Origin of the sequence: Roseovarius salis, from assembly GCF_044472985.1 — a bacterium.
In the GTDB taxonomy this organism is placed as follows: domain Bacteria; phylum Pseudomonadota; class Alphaproteobacteria; order Rhodobacterales; family Rhodobacteraceae; genus Roseovarius; species Roseovarius salis.
The window spans coordinates 35146-52968 of the sequence record NZ_JBISDG010000020.1 but is presented as its reverse complement, the minus strand read 5'-3'; the positions used below and the strand labels follow the sequence as shown (position 1 = coordinate 52968).

Genomic DNA, 17823 nt, shown 5'->3' with positions numbered 1-17823 from the left:
GCCTCACCGCATCACGAAGGGATCGGCAACTGGCGCACCCGAGAGGTCCGCAAAGATCGCCTTGGTCTGAGTGTAGTCGTGGATGGCCTCGATCCCGCCTTCCCGGCCATAACCGCTGTGCCCTGAGCCTCCGAAGGGCATCGCGTAATTTGTCACGCGGTAGGTATTGATCCAGAAGCGTCCGGCCGGAACCGCTCGCGCCGTGCGATATGCTTTACCGAAATCCCGGCTGAAGACACCGCCGGCAAAGGCGTAGTCGCTGTCGCGCGCCAGCCGAATAGCCTCCTCCTCTTCTTTGAAGCGCAGGACGCTCAGGACAGGACCGAAAAGTTCGTTGCGCACCATGGGGTAATCCTGACTGTCACAGGCAACGATGGTGGGTTCGAAGAACCAACCCTTGTCGCGCCCTGCCCTTCCGCCGCCGGTCAGCACCTTCGCCCCGGCATCCACGGATTCGGACAGAAGCCGCTCAATCCGGTCGCGTTGGCGGCACGTTGCCAGCGGGCCCATATGCGTTTCATCAACCATAGGGTCGCCCACCACGATCTCGCCCGCGCGGGCGACGAGCCGCTCGATCACCTCGTCATACACTCCCTCTTGCAACAACAGTCGGGAACCAGCAGCGCAGCTCTGGCCGCTGGCTGCGAAGATGGCCGAGGTGACGCCGTTGATCACGTTGTCCATGTCCGCGTCATCGTAAACGACAACGGGCGATTTGCCGCCGAGCTCAAGCGAGAGCATGGCGATATTCTCGGCCGACGCAGAGATGACCTTGCGGGCGGTCTCAACGCCACCTGTGAAGCTGACACGGCGCACCAGTGGATGTGACACGAGCGTCTGCGCGCAAGGCTTTCCGCCACCGGTGACAACGTTGAACACGCCTTCGGGCAGCCCCGCCGCATGCATAACACGGGCGAATTCCACGATCGCCGCGGAGGCCTCTTCAGAGGGCTTGAGGACGATGGTGTTTCCGGCTGCGAGCGCCGGCGCAATCTTGAAGGCAGCGAGGTGAAGCTGTGAGTTCCAAGGCACGATCGCGCCTACCACGCCGAGAGGCTCTCGCACGATCATCGAAAGTGGCTGGTCGGGCCCGACCGGCGGCAGGCTGCCCTCGATCTTGTCCGCCAGCCCACCGTAATAATCATAGATTTCGGCAAGGTTGCCAGCCTGCCACCTCGTCTCGCGCAGGAGTTTTCCGGTATCGGTAGTTTCCGCTACGGAAAGTTCGGGGCCGGCGTTCTCCAGTTCACGTGCTATCCGTTTCAGCAGCCTGCCCCGCTCACGCGCACTTGTACGTGACCACGGCCCATCCGTGAAGGCCCTATGCGCGGCTTTGACGGCGCGGTCCACGTCTTCGGCGGTGGCTTCCGGAAAACTCGCCCAGATCTCTTCCGTGGCCGGATTGACAGAGTCGAAACGCTGACCATCGCCCGCGTCGCAGAAGGCGCCGGCGATGTACATCTGGTAACTCTTGGTCATGGATATCCTGAAGAATTTGCCTCGAATTGCAGCTCCGCGCAGGGCGAAACCTCGGGAAGTCTGGGGGCCGTCTCGTCGACGGCCCCACCGTCAGTTCACTCTTCCTTCCAGAAATACCGGAAGCGCGGGATCAGGTCTGGCATCGGTGTGTAACCGTGCACATCGGCTCGCAGGGCGCTGAATTCGCGCGAGAAACCAATCGGCATGTACGGCAGATCTTCCGAAATCTGGCGTTGTACCTTGTTATAAAGTTCCTTGCGCTTCTCCTGGTCGGTGAGCACACGCGCCTCGTAAATCCACTCGTCAACCTGCTCGTTATTGTATTTCGAGCTGTTGGCGGTGCCATCGGAGGCGAAGAGGTACTGGATCAATCCGTCCGGGTCGGCTCGCTGCGTCCAGCGCATCGGCGTGAAGCGGATCTCGCCCGCCACCGTCTTGGCATAGTACTCGCTCTGCGGAACCGGCTCCAGCTTAACGTCGAGTCCAACGGCGTTGAGGTCTTCGTGCGCGAGCTCGGCTAGACGGCGCAGTGCGTCACCGCTGGGAGCAGCGAGCTGAAGCTCGGTGCCGACAAGATCGGCCTCCTCGAGGATCTGGCGTGCTTTTTCTGGATCATACTCGTAGTGCTTCAGATCGGTGGGCGTCCACCACAGGCCTTCCGGGACGAACCCGTCCGAGACCGAGCCCTGGCCTTCCCAGAGTATTTCGTTGATACGGTCGCGGTTCAGTGCATGTGCCACGGCGCGGCGCAGATCGGGATTGTTGTAGGGCTCGGAATCCCACTTCCACTGAAGCGAGTACCAAAGACCGCCAGCCGACGGCACCAGTTTGATGTCCGGGCTGGCCTCGGCGAGTTTGGTATCGAGAGGTGTCAGCTGACCGATGTAATCCAGCTCCCCAATCGTCATCCGCTGAATGCCAACCACGTTCGACGGAATGTCGTGGAACGTAACCGCGTCGAGATATGGCATGTCGTCCTGCCAGAAATCCTCATAGCGGCTCACCGTGAGAGTCGCGCCCCGCGTCCATTCATCCATTTTGAAGGGTCCGGTGCCGACCGGGTGCGAGCCAATATCCTCGCCGTATTTTTCCGCCGCAGCGGGAGAGGCCATGAGGCCCGCGCGATCCGCGAAAAGCGAGAGAAGCGGTGGGTAGGGTGAGGAAAGATTGATTGCGACGGTCAAGTCATCGACCACCTCAACGCTCTCGATCACACCTTCGAGCTGCCGACGCTGGGAAGAGTTACCTTCCGGATCGAGCCGGGTGTCGAGGTTCCATTTCACGGCTTCCGCGTTGAAAGGCGTGCCGTCATGGAACTGGACGCCGCTGCGCAAGTTCAGGATAACTCGCTTGCCGTCATTATCGAACTCCCAGCTCTCAGCGAGACCCGGCTTCAGTGAGAAATCCGGGTTGAGATCGACGAGGCGGTCGAACATGAGAAACAACACCTGCCGTTCCGTCCACTGGGTCGATTCCAGTGGGTTCATGGTGCGCAGGTCACTGATAAAGCCCACGTCCAAGGTGCCGCCGGAAACCGGCGTACCTTCTTCTGCATAACTACCGGTCGCGAGGCCGGCTGCGAGGACAATTCCGCTAACCGCGGACAATAGTTGCCTTCTGTTCATTTCCTTTCCTCCTGTTGGTTTTCATTCTATTTGTCGACATTTTCGCCGGTTATTGGCCATTTGAGGGATAGCCTTCTGACGGTTGCAGGGGTCGTCCGGCCTGATCGACTCCCATCAGCTTCATGTCGTTGAACCTGCCCCCGATCCTATGATGGGGGCGCCCGCCGCTGGCCGCGCCGATGGCGACGACGATCTCGTCATGAGCAGGCGCATCCGGGATCGAGAACTCTACCGTCAAGAAATGGGCACGGCTGCTTTTGCTTTCCGCACTCTTATTGGTCATCGGTATTGTGATCGCCGTACCAGCCCCTGCACGCTTATTTGTAAAAGGCAGGAAGGAATCGGCTTCCGCGGCGATCCGGAAAGCATTGCCGAAATGCAGGGTATGGATGAGTCCAGCTGCGTGTTCGATCTCCCCCGAAGTGCCTGTGATTGCGCATTTTCCAAAGGCCTCGATGGCGCCCGGCCCTCCGATCTGCCCAAGGACGCGCGGCACAAGAATATCCGACAGCACCTTTGCGTGGGCCATAATCTGCGGCTGCAGATCCTCGACAAAATCCATGCCCGCCCACGGGTTCTTGATTACGGCGGCACAGGCGACCATCCTAAGGGGCTTCGGGGCGACCCGTCCTCCCTCCACCAGGGTATCTTCCACGCAATCCACCACCTTGCGAACAACCGGATCGTTCACGCCTCGCCCTCCGCTTCAGCCATCTCCGCAAAGACCCGATTGGCGATGCGATGGCATTCGACACCGGCAGGAATGCCGCAATAGATCGTCAGATGCGTGATCAGAGCTTTGAGCTCCTCCCGGCTCACCCCGTTTCGCAAGGCACCGCGCAGGTGCAACTCCCATTCATGCATGCGGTTCAGCGCCGCGATCATCACGATGTTGAGCATGCTCCGAGTGCGAGCATCGAGCGTATCGTCGCCCCAGCCGAGGCCCCAGCAATACTCGGTTACGATTGACTGGAAGTCAGCCGAAAACTCGGTCGCATTGCCGAGCGACCGGTCCACATATTCGGCCCCCAGCGTAGCCTTGCGCCGCTCCAGCCCCCGATCAAATAGCTGTTTGTCCATTGCCCCTCTTTCGGCCCCACTGGCTGCGCTGAAGAAACTCGCGCACGTGCTCAGCGACCACGTCCGACGCCTCGACCAGCACGCTGTGTTTCAGATCTGGAAGAATGATAAGCTCCGACCCTGGAATGAGCTTGTGCATGTCTTGGGCCATACGCGTGTTCGAACCCTGGTCGAACTCGCCCGTCATTACGAGTACAGGGCGCTCGATCCGGTGCAGCGTGTCAATCAGCTCCGTCGTACCGAAGACCCGATACGCTTCAAGGTATGAATCCAGATGGACGGATTTCAGTTCAGCGATCCGTTTTTCGATAATCTCTGGATGACGACGGGCGAAATCCTCGGTGAACCACCGTTCGGCAGCAGCGCCAGTGACGGCATCCATGCCGCCCTCGCGTATCATGTCTAGCCGCGCCACTACCTTGGCCTGCTCCTCTTCAGTGCGTCCGGCCACAGCAGATAGGATAACGATGCGGTCGAACCGGTTCGCGTAATCCGTCGCGAGCTTCTGGGCAATCAGGCCACCCAGCGAAAACCCCACAAGATGGGCCCGCTTTACGCCCGCGGCATCCATCACCGCGATAATGTCAGCGGCGAACTTCTCGACTGAGTATGATCCCTCGATCGGTGCGGATTTTCCATGCCCCCGCAGGTCCGGCCGGATGATCTTGAAGCTGTCTTCGAGCTCAGCAGTCACCGCGTCCCAGCTTCCGAGATTGGCGCCAACCCCGTGGATCAGCACAACCGGCGCACCTTGCCCTCTGACCTGGAAATTTATGGTGCCGTCTTCTGTTCTCATGCTGGGACCCATTGCAGGTTGGCACATCGACCGAATCTTGGTATACCAACATACAATACTATGGTCAACCGATCTTGCCGCTTGGTAGTGTGAGGACGATCCGAATTGGGTAAACCTCTTCGGGGCGGCCCCACGAGAGCCGCAGCCCGGTCAAAAAGGACCGCCAATGGAAAAGCGAAGCGAAACTGTCGACTGGTCTTTGGGGCAAACGCCCAGCCTTAGCGAACAAGCCGAAAATGTATTGCGCGAGGCAATCCTGAACGAAGTGTTTAAACCTGGCGAAAAACTCGTCGAGCGCACGCTGGCGGATCGGACAGGGGTGAGCCGCACAATCATCCGCGAGGCTCTCGGCAAGCTGCAGGCCGAGGGTCTCGTAACGCGGGTTCAAAGCCGCGGCATGTATGTCACCCGGCTCTCCGAGAGCGAGGCACGCGCCATCTACGAGGCCCGTGCAATACTCGAGTCAGCGATGGCGAGGATGTTCGTCGCCCGTGCCGACGATTCGGATTTGGCTGCTCTGGACTATGCGGTGGATCAGGCCGAGCGAACTGACCATCCGGAACATGCGCGCGAGCACGCTCGCGATCTTGACCACGTCTTTCAGGTCATCACTCGGGGCGCGAGAAACGACGTGACAGGCCAGATGGCTTCCTTATTACGTACGAGGGTCACCTACCTGCGCACGATCACCTCCCGGGTCGCATCGGCTGAACGTCGGGTGGAGTCGATCCGATTGTTACGCGAGATCAGGGCAGCGCTGAAAACGCGAGATGCGGACCGCGCCGAAAAACTCATTCGCGGGTACGTGGAACGTTCTGCATCGTTTGCCGTCGAAGTTCTTAGAACAATCAACAACAAAGATCAGCACGACGAAAAAGAGGGTTAGGAATGGAATACGTCAGATTGGGTCGTAGTAACGTAAAAGTCTCCCGCCTTTGCCTCGGCGCAATGGGTTTCGGCTCGACGACTTGGCGTGAATGGGTACTGGACGAAACAGCATCCGAGCCCATCATTGACCGCGCGATTGAGCATGGCATCAATTTTTTTGACACCTGTGACTTCTATTCCGCGGGAGAAAGCGAGCGTATCTTGGGCAAGCTCCTCGTGGACAAGTATCCGCGCGACAGTTTCGTACTAGCGACGAAGGCCGGCAACCCGATGGCACCCCATCCCAACGGCCGGGGATATTCCCGCAAACACCTCTTTAATGCGATTGACCAGTCCCTCGCCCGGCTGGGCACGGATCACGTCGACCTTTTCCAAACGCATATCTGGGATCCAGACACCGATCTGGAGGAGCTCGTGGATACGATGGGTGCCATTGTACAGGCCGGCAAGGCCCGCTACGTGGGCGTGACAACCATGCCGGCCTGGACCCTGTCCGTCTGCCGGGCCAGAGCAAAGCGCCGCCACTCCGCAAAGTTCATCTCCATGCAATGCGAGTACAACCCCGCCCACCGCGAATGCGAGCGCGAATTAGTGCCGTATTGTTTACACGACGAGGTGGCCCTAATCCCGTTCAGCCCAATGGCTCGAGGTTTTCTCTCTGCCGACCGGCAGGATGGAAAGAACGCAACCTCGCGCACCAAGACCGACGATTACACCCGAAAATACTACTACCGCGAAGGCGATTTCACTGTTCAGGCCAAGCTGGCCAAGATTGCTGAGCGGCATGGCTGCAGTCCTTCACAGGTGGCCTTGGCATGGACTCTGTCGCGACCCGGTATGACTTCCCCGATATTCGGCGCAACATCGGTACAGCACGTGGATGACGCTGTTGGTGCGCTCGATCTGGCATTGTCTGCAGACGAACTGTCGGAGATAAACGCAGCCTACGTGCCGCGAGGCTTCAATTCGGCCGGTCACTAATTGTGACTGCCTGAGCCGACCGCAAGGAATAAAGAGGAAGGGCGCACGAGAATGGAAAGCCTCAGGGTCAACGCATCGCCGACGCTCAGACAACAAGTCGCGGACACGCTCCGGACTGCGATCGCGCATGGAGAACTCCAGCCGGGCGAGCGACTTGTCGAGCGTGTCCTGTGCGAACGTATCGGCGTGTCGCGGACGTCGCTCCGCGAGGCGCTGCGGGAGCTGGAGAATGAAGGGCTCGTGACCAATCTGCCAAACCGAGGCCTCATTATATCCCAACTCGACGCTAAGATTGCCAAGGATATCTTCGACGTCAGGGCCTCCCTCGAGGGGCTGATCAGCCGGCTTTTCTGTGAAAACGCGAGAAACGAGCAACTCGCTGCCTGCCGCACGGCCTTCGAAGATGTGAAACTCGCCTACTCAAAGGATACGTCGCTCAGTCCGATCGATGCTAAGACAAGGTTCTATGACATACTGATGGAGGGCGCGGACAATCCCGAAGCGGAGCGGATGCTTCGCAGCATACATATTCGTGTTTCGCAGTTGCGGGTTCTCTCCCTTTCAAGCTCCGAGCGACGGCGGACTTCGCTCAAGGAACTTTCCGCACTCGTTGAGGCACTCTCTGCCCGGGATTGCGATCTCGCCGAGAAACTCAGCAGAGATCACGTAGATAATGCTGCAAAGGCTGCCCTCTCGCAGATCGAGTAAAACCCTGGGGGCCGCACTGTAATCCAGTAAGTGCGAAAAAGGGCACTGTCAAAGGAACCTTGGCTTGAGGCGGGATACGTCCCGTCCTAACCAGACCGCATGGCAAAACGAGACTCTTTGTAATATTTCAAAACGACTTTGTCAGGATTTCAGCCTGCGGGAGCCTGGCATCTGGCTTTGTCAGGGCGATGAGCTTGCGATGGTCGGCGACGCCCAATAGTCTTTTCCAAAGACCAAGGCCAACCTGTTCCGCTACTTTCGAACCAGTCCGGAAATCATTCGGCTGGCGGTGATGCTCTACATTCGTTTTCCGCTTTCATTGCGGAACGTGGAAGACTGGCTTCACGAACGAGGCATCGATGTTGACCTTCTCCCCGTGGAGTCCGCGCCTATAAGTTAGCCCTGTTCTGGGTTTGGTCCTCTTCTGACCATTGGTGATACTTTCGCGCAGGTAAGCCCGTCGAGACTCGAGTGCGGGCGGTGATGGTTGTAGTCGTCGCGCCATGCCGCGATCATACGGCAGGCAAGGCGCGGCTTGCTTGCCCTTCGTCGCGACAACCAGCCGTGCTGCGACGGTGGAGCGGCCCGTGTCTAGGACTGTCCCCGCGCATCGGACTCGGCCTCGGCCTGTTCGGCGGCCCAGGCGCCGGCGGCCTCCACCGCCACGGGCGAGGCCGTGGGAACCACGGACAGGTAGCTTTCGGTCTCATCGACGGGCAGCACCTCTCGTTGTGTCATGCGGTAGAGCGCGTAAAGCCCGATCGCACCGAAGGTTCCGCCGAGCACCAGCCAGAAGGCGAACGGCCCAAAGCCCTCCATCGCCCAACCGGTCACCATCGGCCCCGCGATCGCCCCCAGACCGAAGGTGAAAACCAGCCCGCCCGACGCCGCCGGCATGTCTTCGGCCGACAGGAAATCGTTGGTGTAGGCCAGAAACAGCGCATAAAGCGGGGTGGTCACGCCACCGGCAAAGAATGCCGCGACCATCAGGAACAACTCACCGCCCTCCACGGCCCAGCCCAGCGCGCAGAATGCCGCACCGATCGTGGCCGCCCCGAAGATCAGCTTGCGCCGGTCCATCCGGTCGGACAGGAACCCGATGGGATATTGCAGCACCAACGCCCCGGCGAACAACATGGCCACGAAGAGCGAGATCCGGTCGGCGCTCATCCCGATCTGCGTGCCGAAGACGGCGCCCATGCCGGACTGGGTGGCATAGACGCCCCCAAGCAGGAAAATACCGACCGTGCCCAAGGGCGAGCCGGTGAACAGATCGCGCAACGGCATCGGCCGCGCCACCTCGGCCGCCGGGACCGGCGTTACCGTCAAGAGGATCGGCGCGAAGGAGATCGACACAAGGATCGACGCGCCGATGAACAGCGCCGAGGTCCCTGCATCCCCCAACGTCAACAGGTATTGCGCCCCGATGATGCCAAGGGTCTGGGCGATCATGTAGGCCGACAGGACCTTTCCACGGGTCTCGTTGGTCGACGCATCGTTCAGCCAGCTTTCGGCGGCCACGTAGATCCCCGACATGCAGAACCCCACGATGATCCGCAAGATCGTCCACAACCATGGATCAGTCAGAAGCGGAAGCGCGATCAGGCCCGCGGACATGAAACTCCCCAGCGCCGCGAAGACCCGCACATGCCCCACCCGGCGGATCATGCCGGGCGACAGCCGCGCCCCTGAAAGGAACCCGATGAAATATCCCGAGGTCACGATGGCAAGCTCGGTCGAGGAAAAGCCCTCGATCCCGCCACGCAGGCCGATCAACGTGAAATGCATCCCGTTGCCCAGCATGATGAACACGATGCCAAGCAGTAGCGCCCAGACACCCGAGAATACTTTGGCCATGTTCCATCCTTTTGTGTCCGCGAAACCGGGTCAACCAACGGGTATGGAAACGGCTGACCACGGCGGCTGATCGACCTGCTCTCTCTTGGCTCCGCCTCAATGACTCGTCTCTTTTCAGGGCGGTGTCAAAGGAACTCGTCTTGAGGCGGGTTTCACGTTGCCCGCCCCTGGCCGCGATGCGGAAAAATGTGCCGTTCCCGCGCGCCGGAGAACGGGGTGGAGATCTCGGTGATTTCGGCGGCCACCGTGATGGTGATCCTGCCATTGCTTGCCGCGTTTCTGGTTTTCCAGCGGCAATTCGTGCAGGCATTCCTGCGCGCGGGCATCAAGTGACGCGCGGCCAAGGGACGGCGCGCAGCCCGGATACCCGTTCCCGGCGTCGCAGCCATGACCAAGGCTACGGCGCGAACCCGGAACGCGCCCACGGTGCAATTGATCGAGATTATAGCGGCGACAGCGTTGGCGTGGTGATGTCGGTTAAGACCCCGGCGCCGGCAGAACCTGCTGTCTCGGGGGCGAACCGGAGTCTGTTTTTGCATGCGGGTGGGAGGTTGCAAGATGAACAAGTCATTCGCGCTGGGTGCGCTCGTTGCTGTCGGGGCAGTCATGCTGATACCGGGTGCAGCGGCGGGATTGGCCCGTGCCGGCCGCCCCTTGGCCCGGGCGGCGATGAAGACGGGCGCCGTCGCCTTCGACGAGTTCCGCAAGGCCGGTGCCGAATCCTTTGAGACGTTGGAGGATCTCGCGGCGGAAATCCGTGAAGAAATGGAGGCCGAGCGCGCCGCCGAAACCGAGGATGAGACCGCCGGTTTCGGACAAGAGTCCGCGGCACGCGACCCGTCCTGAGGGGAGCGAACATGGACGACGCGGTAAAGCTGCGGACACGCCACAAAACGCGCCTGCGCGGACGGTTCCGGCTTGAAACACCGCTTGACCGCGAGGGGATCACGCAGCTGGCCAACGAAATGGCCGGGATTGGCGGGGTGCGGCGCGCACGCGTTCGCCCCAACACGTGCAGCCTCATCATCGAGTCGGCCATACCCATGGATGCGGTCATCGCCGCAATCGAGGAACAGGGCATCGCGCGCATTCTGAGCATGTCGGCACCGCCACCTGTCGGCCAGACGCTGCAATCTGGCCTTTTGCGGGTCGACGGGGCGGTAAAGCGGCAAACGGGCGGCGCGTTCGACCTTCGAAGCGCGCTCGCCACAGTCCTGATCATCGCCGCGCTGGTGCAGATGACGCGCGGCCGTCTCGCCGGCCCCGCCACCACGCTTCTGATGAGCGCGCTGCCGCTTCTGGATTTCCAGAAGATTTACGAGACGGCAGACTAGGCCAGATCAGTCGCCACCGACGTGTCCTCCCACGGGGGCGACAGGTCTTGACGCCCCATCTGGCCATAGACGGCAAGATCCCGGTAGAACCGACCGCCCCGCATGGCCGGCAGGTTCCACAAATCCATGCGCTCGGCAATGGCGGCGACGCGGAAATCGAGTTTTTCCCGCAGGCGGGCCGAAATCGTTGCGTCGCTTGCCGCCCCTGACCCGAACGTATCGACCTCGACGCTCACCGGCCCTTCGTCACCCATGAGATACGACAACTGAACCTCGATTTCCCGTGCCAGCCCGGCCGCCAGCACGTTGCAGGCCGCGTGGCGGGCGGCGTAGCTTGCGATCCGGTCGATGCGCGCGGGATCCTTGCCGCTGAGAGCGGGGCCCGCGCGCCGGATGAAACTGCCATAGGCATCATCCGCCGATTTGCGCCCGGTCAGGCCGGCATGCGCCAGAGGACCGGCCTCGCCCTCGGCGCCGAGGGTGATAATGCGCGGGCAATCCTGCAGCTCGGTGTCAAGGCAGGCGAGGGTCGGAGCGATCACGTCCTCGGTCAGGGTGGCGCGGGCAAGATCCTCGCCAACTTGCTCACGCTTTCCGAAGCGCAGGGCGATGGCGTCGAGCGCGACCACCCGGCGGTCGGCGAAACGCACCGCGGCCTGGGCCTGGGCATCGGGCGAAATCCACGTCAGGCACCCACGGCGCCGCGCCCGGTCGATAGCCCTGCACAACCGGTGCGCCAGCGCGATGGGCAGGGGCAATTGCTCGGGCGTTGCATCGCAGGCATAGCCGAAAGCCGTGACCATCTGGTTGGCAAGGGCGGGGGCAAGCCCATCCTGGCCGCGTCCGCCGGGCACCGACACGTCCAGCATGACAGTGGGTCCCGCCCCGGAACCGCTTGCGCCGTACCCGGCTTCCGCAAACACCCGGCGCGCGATCGCCGCCGGGTCAATCGCCAGCTCCTCCCCTGCATGGATCGACAGGAAGATCACCCCCGTGGCAAGGGCACATTCGGCGTTGATGCGGGACCGCGCGCCGGAGGCGAGCACGGCATCGACAATCGCATCCGAAATCTGGTCGCAGAGCTTGTCGGGATGCCCGACGGAGACCGACTCCGACGTCATCACGAAGTTGCGCATGGTTTTCCCTCCACTTCCTCGAATTCGATCACCACGCCGCGGCGGGCCAGAACCGCGGCAGCCGGTGCGACCGCCCCGGCCATCCCCACCGCAATGCCGGCCGGTCCCAGCGGCGCAATCCCCAGCATGCGGCGCAAGGCGGGCAAAAAGAAAGGCAACACCGCCATGCAGCCGGAGGCCAGCACCGCTGCATCGAGTTTTCGGTTTTCCAGAATTCGCTTTGGATCGAGCTTGCGCACGTCGCCGCGCTGGCAGGTCAGCGTGTAAAGAAGCTGCCCAAGAGAAAGGGACAGATACGTCATCGCACGTGTGCGTGGCCCGGGGCCGTGGCGTGACAGCCCGATGAAATGCACCGCAAGGCTCGCGGCCGCGATCGTCGCGCTGTCCTGCAGCATGCGGCGAAGATCGGAGGGCGGAATGATCGCTTCGCCCCGCGGCCTCGGGGGGCGTTCCATGGCGTCCGGGTCCGGATCGGCCAGCGCCAGTCCCAACCCGGGGAGCACGTCGCTCACGAGGTTGATCCAGAGCAGCTCCATCGGCGTTTCCAGCTCGCTGGGACCATGGATCGCCTCGACGGTTCCGACAAGGATCTCGGACAGGTTGGTGGTAATCAGGAACTCCAGCGCGCGGCGGATGTTGCGATAGACGCCGCGGCCCTGAGCGATGGCCTCGGCCAGCGTGTTCAGATCATCGTCCCGGATCACGACATTGGCCACGTCGCGGGCAAGATCCGATCCGCTGGCCCCCATGGCGATGCCCACATCCGCCGCCTTCAGCGCCGGCCCGTCATTGACACCGTCGCCCGTCATCGCCACGACATCGCCGCCTCTTTGCAGGGCCTGCACGATCGCCAGCTTGTTCTGGGCGCTGACCCGTGAAAAGACATGGGTATTGCGGGCAAGACCCCCGATCAGCTCCGAATCCAGACCGGAAAGCTCGGGGCTGTCGACAATGCGCAGCGGGCCACCCCCGCCAAGATCGAGCTCCCGCGCCGTGGCGGCGGCGGTGGCGGCCTGGTCACCGGTCATCATGATCGTCCGCAGGCCGGCCTTGTGCATGCCTGCGATGAAGTCCCTGGCACCGTCTCGCAGCGGGTCAACGAAGGCCACGAGGCCAAGCCATGTCAGGTCATGCAGCGCCCCGCCGTCCGGCAAAGCCCCGGACTGGGCAAAGCCGAGAACCCGTGCAGGCCGCGCGGCAAGCGCGTCGTTGGCCCGCAATACCCGGTTACGGTCGGTGTCGGACAGCGGCCGCGGGCCGGTTCCCTCAAGCACGTGGGAACAGGCGGCCAGCAGGATATCGGGGGCCCCCTTTACCGTCGTGGCGGGTGTTTTGCGATCGTGCATCGTCGCCATCCACGGCTGGCCGGGGGCCCGTTGCACCGTGGCGAGCCGGGGAAAAGCGGACCGCAGGCCATCGACATCCACGCCGTTCCGGGTGGCGAAATCGAGCAAGGCAACCTCGGTTTGCGACGCGCCCAGGCCGGAATTGCCCCCGGTTTGGACATCGTTGTTAAGGGCGGCAGCCTCCGCCAGACGCCGCAGGGTTTCCGCGGCCGGCGCCGCCCCCTCGCCTTCCAGTCCGCTCATTGCGGCGCTCACCAGCATGCGGTTCTGCGTCAGCGTGCCGGTCTTGTCGAGACAGAGGGTCTGCACGCTGCCAAGCGTCTCGACCGTGTCCATGCGCCGGATCAGGATGCCGCGCCGCTCCATCCGCCGGATGCCGAGCGACATCGTGGTCGTGGCCACAACCGGCAGCCCCTCGGGCACCGCCGCCACGGCGAGCGCAAGCGCGTCCTTGAGGATTTCGCGAAGGGGCAACCCGCGCACCCGACCGATGACGAAGAACAAGCCGCAGGCGGCCAGCGAGACGGCAACCAGTTGATCGCCGAGGCGGTCCAGTTCCCGCTCGACCGGTGCACGGGGCCGCGTGGCCGACCGGCTCAGAAGCGCGGCCCGCGCCGAGGCCGTATGACCGGCCGTTGCCGTCACCAGCGCGGTGCCGCAGCCTTCGGACACCAGCGTGCCGGCGTGAAGCATCGTCGGCCGCTCCCCGACCGTAGCATCGCGGCCGATCTCGGCCTGCGGGCTCTTCTTCACCGGGTAGGTTTCACCTGTCAGGGCGGATTCGTCGGCACGAAGCCTTTCGGCCGTTACCAGGCGTGCATCCGCGGCAACCGGGATACCGGGCTGGATCACGAGCAGGTCGCCCGGCACGATTTCCGCCGCCGGTACGCGCATGTCCCGGCCGCCGCGCCGCACCGGCACCGGCTGAGCTGACCTGTCCATGAGTTTTTGTATCGCGACCTCTGCCTGCCCCTCGGTCGCATAGCCGAACGCGGCGTTGACGCCGACCACGGCCAACGTCGCCACCGCGTCCGCCACACCGCCCGTGGCCAGCGAAACCGCGGCCGAGGCCCCAAGCAATGCCACGGGCAGGCTTTCGAACTGCTTGAGGACCAACTGCATGCGTGACACGCCCCTGTCCTGCGGCAGTACATTTGCGCCATGACGGGCAAGCCGCGCCCGTGCGGCCGCCCCGGAAAGGCCGTTATCGATGTCTGTCTCCAAAAGGCGCGCAACCTCGGCGACGCTCCTCGCGTGCCACGCCCCGCCGTCAGATTTCAGCCCGGCCTGTGCAGGCGATCCCGGCGGCCGCCGGAGAGGTGCCCCGTCCAGCGCCGCCGCGACGCGCGTCTTGAGCGCCCGGTCTTCGATATCCGCGCGCAGATGCAGGATCACACTTCCCGACACCGCCCGCGACTCGGCCTTCGAGATACGTTCGTCACGCACAAGCGCGTCCGCGAGATGCTTTGCCAGCCGGGCGTTTCCTCTGATCAAGGGAACGGCAAGGCGCACCCGGCCGCCGGACGTGCGGTGTGCGATCTCAATCCGGTGTCTCATGATCCTTGACGGGCGGTGTCACGGAAACCCCGCCCCGCCCAACCGATCATGCCGCCATGACGAAACGCGATCCATTCGACCCCCTCGTGACGCGCCGTGAATTCATTCGTTTGTCATGATGTTTGTGCGGCTCCCGCGCGTGCCCCGCAATGTCGAGGATCAACGGCACGGCGCGAACGCCTTGCACCTCGCGAGACGCAAACCGGATATACTTTGCCAGGTTGTTTTGTTAACCTCGCCAGACATTTGTTGCTTGGTTGCCATGACGAAATACTCCGTTCTTGTCGTCGAAGACGAATCCGATGTCAGAAAAACGCTGAAATCCGGCCTGTCCGCAGAAGGATACGTGGTATTCGAAGCCTGGGACCGTACAACGATGTTCGCATGTTTCCGTGACCACGATGTTTCCATCGTCACGCTGGATCTCAACCTTGTTGGTGAGGACGGTCTGGACTTGGCGTGCGAACTGCGCGGCCAGCGCAACGTGCCGGTTGTCATGATATCCGGCCGGAGCGCGCCGTATGATCGCGTTCGCGGGCTCGAATACGGGGCGGATGACTACATCGTCAAACCCTTCCATATCAAGGAAGTGGCTTTCAGGATCAGGAAGACGCTGGAGCGGTACCAGAAGCACGTCGACCCGCCGGCCAAGGTCCTCTTTGATCACAGCGAGCTGGATCTCAGGCAAAAGATCGTCCGGCATCTGGATGGAACGCCACTGGACCTGACGGAGATGGAAATCAAGCTGTTGGAACTCTTCGTGCGGCATCCCGGCCGGATTCTCAGCCGCGACGAGATCTCCAACGCGTTACGCGGGCGGGACTGGTCCCCCTATGACCGGACCATCGACGGCCATGTCGCGCGGCTGCGGCGCAAGATCGAACCGCCGGGAGAGGCCCCCACGCTGATCCGCTCGGTCCGCGGGGTCGGATATGTCTTCAGCGGGGAGGTCACGACCAACCACCACGAGAATTGAGCGTCCGTTCCACGGCACGCGCCAGCACCGACAAGGGATAAGGTTTTTTCAGCAGTTCGTGGCGCCCGGAGTCCGGGGTTCCAGGCATCTTGGGCTTCGATGTATGGCCCGATGTCAACAAGACCCCGACCTGCGGACAATGCGACCTCACATGCGCGGCGATGTCGTCGCCAGAGATATCTCCCGGCAGGACCACATCGGCGAAAACCAGATCGATCGCCTCGCTCTCGGAAAGCGCACTGAGCGCACTTGCACCGTCGGGTGCCTCCATGACCGCATATCCCAACGCCTCGAGGCGCTTCAACGTCGCCTCGCGCACAAGGGCATCATCCTCGACCACCAGAACCAGTTCGCCGTTCCCGAACGGCGTCTCGTCCGGCGTCGCGAGCTGAACCGCGGCACATTCGTCGATCGGCAGGAACAGTGAAACCGTCGTGCCCCTGCCCTTTCCGGAATCGATCGAGATGAACCCGTCCACGTGCGCTACCGTCGCGGCAACACTCGTCAGGCCCAGACCAACCCCCATCTCCCGGGGCTTGCTGGTAAAGAAGGGCTCTTTCGCCCTGGCAATCTCCTCGTGCGACATGCCGGTGCCAGTGTCGGAGACGCTGAGTTCCAGAAATTTCCCCGGCTTGCCATCCTCATAGGTCTTGGCCGCGTCCTCGTCGATCTCGACTTGCCGCGTGGCAATGGTGATCTCGCCGCCCCCCTCGGGCTGCGCATCACGCGCATTCACCACGAGGTTCAGGATCGCGCCGTCCAGCTCGGCCGGGTCGATTCTAACGCAAAGATCCCCCGCGGACGGCTCGAAGTGCAAGGACACATGTTCGTTCAGCAGCCGTTCGAGCATGGCCCATGTCCTCAGGATGTGGTCGTCCAGCGCGATTTGCACGGGCTGTGTTTCCTTGCTGCCCGAGAGCGCAAGCAGCTTCTTGTTGAAACCACCCCCCATTTCGGCCGCATCAATGGCGGCCCGCAAATGCTCGCACGTCGTCTTGTCGGACACGTTCAGCGCGGCCAGTTCCAGATTGGCGAGGATCACGGAAAGCAGGTTGTTGAAATCATGCGCGATAATGCCGGAGATGCGGCCAACCGCCTCGAGCCGCTGCGATCGCGCCAGCGAAACTTGCAGGTCGTTGCGCTCGGTCTGGTCGATCAGGATGCCCACGAACCGCGAAGCGGTTTTCCGGTCATCCTCGCCGGCGAACAGGACCCGGCCGATCAACGACATTTCGCGTTTCCTGCCATTGACGACGGGCTGCAAATCGGCCCTGAACAGGCCGTTGCCGCCGGGATCGAGCGCGTGGCGCCGTGCGTCGCGGAACCCCTCGGGATTGGCAGGGTTCAACACCTCGGCCCAGCCTTCGAGATCCCCCGGCAATGCGTCGCCTTCCAGGCCGATCATCTTTCGAAAGGTCGGGCTGACGACGGTCTCGCCGGTTCCGTAATCCTTTTCGACGATCCCGATCCCCAGGGCATCGATCACCAGCCGCAACCGCGTCTCGCTTTCGTGAAGCCGCGCCTCTGCCTGTTTGCGTTCGGTGATATCCTCGGCAAACAGGGCGGTCCCGATGATACCGCCCTCCGACGCGCTGATGGGTTTGATGTGCCAGCGTTCCCAGACCTCTCGGCCGTCCCAGGTCTCGACCCGGCCCTCTTGGCACGACACGTGTTCCCCCGCGAGCGCGCGCTGATGTGCCGTCAGCAACGTCTCTTGGAGACCGGGCAAGATATCGTAATGGTATTGCCCGTAGAGATCGCGGTCCCCGATGCCGTAGTGCTCGGCCCAGAACCCGGACCAAGCGGCATACCGCATTCGGCGATCGAACATGGCCACGGCGACGGGCGCCCCGGACACGAAGCTCGCGAGACGTGGGTCAATGGTTTCCGGGGCGCCCCGCCCCTCATCTTTCGGCGTATCGGTCATGATCGTTCTTATCTTCGCAACGCCCCGGGGGAAAAACCCGCGCGCACAAATTTATACAATTTTCAGCCGCACCTCGGGGCCGCATGTTTGTAGAATTGGTTCAGGTACAATGCACGAATACTGTGGCCATCAT

15 protein-coding genes and 3 pseudogenes are annotated in these 17823 nt (G+C 62.4%); 8 read left to right on the top strand and 10 right to left on the bottom strand.

Features of this window, described 5'->3' with window-relative positions; genetic code table 11:
* Positions 1 to 3 precede the first annotated feature (3 nt).
* The 5 genes from ACH13J_RS10200 to ACH13J_RS10180 form a co-directional block, all read right to left on the bottom strand.
* A complete protein-coding gene (locus ACH13J_RS10200) occupies positions 4 to 1479 on the bottom strand; it encodes an aldehyde dehydrogenase (RefSeq protein WP_397543225.1) in 1476 nt (491 codons plus the stop codon).
* Positions 1480 to 1574: 95 nt separating this feature from the next.
* Positions 1575 to 3104, bottom strand: coding sequence for an ABC transporter substrate-binding protein (locus ACH13J_RS10195; protein WP_397543224.1), 1530 nt, complete (start codon positions 3102 to 3104; stop codon positions 1575 to 1577).
* 49 nt (positions 3105 to 3153) lie between these two features.
* Positions 3154 to 3795, bottom strand: a complete 642-nt coding sequence (locus ACH13J_RS10190) for an amino acid synthesis family protein (protein ID WP_397543223.1) — start codon at positions 3793 to 3795, stop codon at positions 3154 to 3156.
* Positions 3792 to 4184: a carboxymuconolactone decarboxylase family protein gene (locus ACH13J_RS10185; protein WP_397543222.1), complete on the bottom strand. Its 393-nt coding sequence runs from the start codon at positions 4182 to 4184 to the stop codon at positions 3792 to 3794. The genes ACH13J_RS10190 and ACH13J_RS10185 overlap by 4 nt, the downstream gene beginning before the upstream one ends.
* Positions 4165 to 4980, bottom strand: a complete 816-nt coding sequence (locus tag ACH13J_RS10180) for an alpha/beta fold hydrolase (protein WP_397543221.1) — start codon at positions 4978 to 4980, stop codon at positions 4165 to 4167. Before ACH13J_RS10180 ends, ACH13J_RS10185 begins: the two co-directional genes overlap by 20 nt.
* A 166-nt stretch (positions 4981 to 5146) precedes the next feature.
* On the opposite strand from ACH13J_RS10180, the gene ACH13J_RS10175 reads away from it, so the two are divergent.
* The 4 genes and pseudogenes from ACH13J_RS10175 to ACH13J_RS10160 all read left to right on the top strand — a co-directional run.
* On the top strand, positions 5147 to 5866 hold the full coding sequence (locus tag ACH13J_RS10175; protein WP_397543220.1) for a GntR family transcriptional regulator: 720 nt from the start codon (positions 5147 to 5149) through the stop codon (positions 5864 to 5866).
* A 2-nt stretch (positions 5867 to 5868) separates the two neighbouring features.
* Positions 5869 to 6849 (top strand): aldo/keto reductase, encoded by a 981-nt coding sequence (locus ACH13J_RS10170; RefSeq protein ID WP_397543219.1) that lies wholly within the window; start codon positions 5869 to 5871, stop codon positions 6847 to 6849.
* Positions 6850 to 6900: 51 nt separating this feature from the next.
* On the top strand, positions 6901 to 7557 hold the full coding sequence (locus ACH13J_RS10165; RefSeq protein ID WP_397543218.1) for an FCD domain-containing protein: 657 nt from the start codon (positions 6901 to 6903) through the stop codon (positions 7555 to 7557).
* A gap of 244 nt (positions 7558 to 7801) precedes the next feature.
* Positions 7802 to 7936, top strand: a pseudogene (locus ACH13J_RS10160) (IS6 family transposase); the annotation flags it as partial.
* Positions 7937 to 7946: 10 nt separating this feature from the next.
* Here ACH13J_RS10160 and ACH13J_RS10155 read toward each other — a convergent pair.
* Positions 7947 to 8088 (bottom strand): annotated as a pseudogene (locus ACH13J_RS10155) (integrase core domain-containing protein); the annotation flags it as partial.
* 60 nt (positions 8089 to 8148) lie between these two features.
* A complete protein-coding gene (locus tag ACH13J_RS10150; RefSeq protein WP_397543217.1) occupies positions 8149 to 9414 on the bottom strand; it encodes an MFS transporter in 1266 nt (421 codons plus the stop codon).
* A 201-nt stretch (positions 9415 to 9615) separates the two neighbouring features.
* On the opposite strand from ACH13J_RS10150, the pseudogene ACH13J_RS10145 reads away from it, so the two are divergent.
* The 3 genes and pseudogenes from ACH13J_RS10145 to ACH13J_RS10135 form a co-directional block, all read left to right on the top strand.
* Positions 9616 to 9747: pseudogene (locus tag ACH13J_RS10145) on the top strand (carbohydrate ABC transporter permease); the annotation flags it as partial.
* A 225-nt stretch (positions 9748 to 9972) separates the two neighbouring features.
* The gene (locus ACH13J_RS10140) at positions 9973 to 10260 is read left to right on the top strand and encodes a DUF5132 domain-containing protein (protein WP_397543216.1); all 288 of its coding nucleotides are present in this window, start codon (positions 9973 to 9975) and stop codon (positions 10258 to 10260) included.
* 11 nt (positions 10261 to 10271) lie between these two features.
* The gene (locus ACH13J_RS10135; RefSeq protein WP_397543215.1) at positions 10272 to 10748 is read left to right on the top strand and encodes an HMA2 domain-containing protein; all 477 of its coding nucleotides are present in this window, start codon (positions 10272 to 10274) and stop codon (positions 10746 to 10748) included.
* Here ACH13J_RS10135 and ACH13J_RS10130 read toward each other — a convergent pair.
* Both ACH13J_RS10130 and ACH13J_RS10125 read right to left on the bottom strand, forming a co-directional pair.
* A complete protein-coding gene (locus ACH13J_RS10130) occupies positions 10745 to 11884 on the bottom strand; it encodes a methionine adenosyltransferase domain-containing protein (RefSeq protein WP_397543214.1) in 1140 nt (379 codons plus the stop codon). The genes ACH13J_RS10135 and ACH13J_RS10130 overlap by 4 nt on opposite strands.
* Complete coding sequence (locus ACH13J_RS10125; RefSeq protein ID WP_397543213.1) at positions 11869 to 14787, bottom strand: HAD-IC family P-type ATPase; 2919 nt, start codon at positions 14785 to 14787, stop codon at positions 11869 to 11871. The genes ACH13J_RS10130 and ACH13J_RS10125 overlap by 16 nt, the downstream gene beginning before the upstream one ends.
* A 262-nt stretch (positions 14788 to 15049) precedes the next feature.
* Here ACH13J_RS10125 and ACH13J_RS10120 point away from each other — a divergent pair, with 262 nt between their 5' ends.
* Positions 15050 to 15763, top strand: a complete 714-nt coding sequence (locus ACH13J_RS10120) for a winged helix-turn-helix domain-containing protein (RefSeq protein ID WP_397543212.1) — start codon at positions 15050 to 15052, stop codon at positions 15761 to 15763.
* Here the strand turns inward: ACH13J_RS10120 and ACH13J_RS10115 are convergent.
* Entirely contained in the window at positions 15738 to 17690 is a 1953-nt protein-coding gene (locus tag ACH13J_RS10115) for a PAS domain S-box protein (RefSeq protein WP_397543211.1), read from the bottom strand. The two genes, ACH13J_RS10120 and ACH13J_RS10115, sit on opposite strands and share 26 nt — an antisense overlap.
* Between the last annotated feature and the right edge of the window lie 133 nt (positions 17691 to 17823).

What these genes read in the sequence shown, in the direction of transcription:
- ACH13J_RS10200 (WP_397543225.1), bottom strand. Translation starts at nt 1,479, where the DNA reads ATGACCAAGAGTTACCAGATGTACATCGCCGGCGCCTTCTGCGACGCG.
- ACH13J_RS10195 (WP_397543224.1), bottom strand. Translation starts at nt 3,104, where the DNA reads ATGAACAGAAGGCAACTATTGTCCGCGGTTAGCGGAATTGTCCTCGCA.
- ACH13J_RS10185 (WP_397543222.1), bottom strand. Translation starts at nt 4,184, where the DNA reads ATGGACAAACAGCTATTTGATCGGGGGCTGGAGCGGCGCAAGGCTACG.
- ACH13J_RS10180 (WP_397543221.1), bottom strand. Translation starts at nt 4,980, where the DNA reads ATGAGAACAGAAGACGGCACCATAAATTTCCAGGTCAGAGGGCAAGGT.
- ACH13J_RS10175 (WP_397543220.1), top strand. Translation starts at nt 5,147, where the DNA reads ATGGAAAAGCGAAGCGAAACTGTCGACTGGTCTTTGGGGCAAACGCCC.
- ACH13J_RS10170 (WP_397543219.1), top strand. Translation starts at nt 5,869, where the DNA reads ATGGAATACGTCAGATTGGGTCGTAGTAACGTAAAAGTCTCCCGCCTT.
- ACH13J_RS10165 (WP_397543218.1), top strand. Translation starts at nt 6,901, where the DNA reads ATGGAAAGCCTCAGGGTCAACGCATCGCCGACGCTCAGACAACAAGTC.
- ACH13J_RS10150 (WP_397543217.1), bottom strand. Translation starts at nt 9,414, where the DNA reads ATGGCCAAAGTATTCTCGGGTGTCTGGGCGCTACTGCTTGGCATCGTG.
- ACH13J_RS10140 (WP_397543216.1), top strand. Translation starts at nt 9,973, where the DNA reads ATGAACAAGTCATTCGCGCTGGGTGCGCTCGTTGCTGTCGGGGCAGTC.
- ACH13J_RS10135 (WP_397543215.1), top strand. Translation starts at nt 10,272, where the DNA reads ATGGACGACGCGGTAAAGCTGCGGACACGCCACAAAACGCGCCTGCGC.
- ACH13J_RS10130 (WP_397543214.1), bottom strand. Translation starts at nt 11,884, where the DNA reads ATGCGCAACTTCGTGATGACGTCGGAGTCGGTCTCCGTCGGGCATCCC.
- ACH13J_RS10125 (WP_397543213.1), bottom strand. Translation starts at nt 14,787, where the DNA reads ATGAGACACCGGATTGAGATCGCACACCGCACGTCCGGCGGCCGGGTG.
- ACH13J_RS10120 (WP_397543212.1), top strand. Translation starts at nt 15,050, where the DNA reads ATGACGAAATACTCCGTTCTTGTCGTCGAAGACGAATCCGATGTCAGA.
- ACH13J_RS10115 (WP_397543211.1), bottom strand. Translation starts at nt 17,690, where the DNA reads ATGACCGATACGCCGAAAGATGAGGGGCGGGGCGCCCCGGAAACCATT.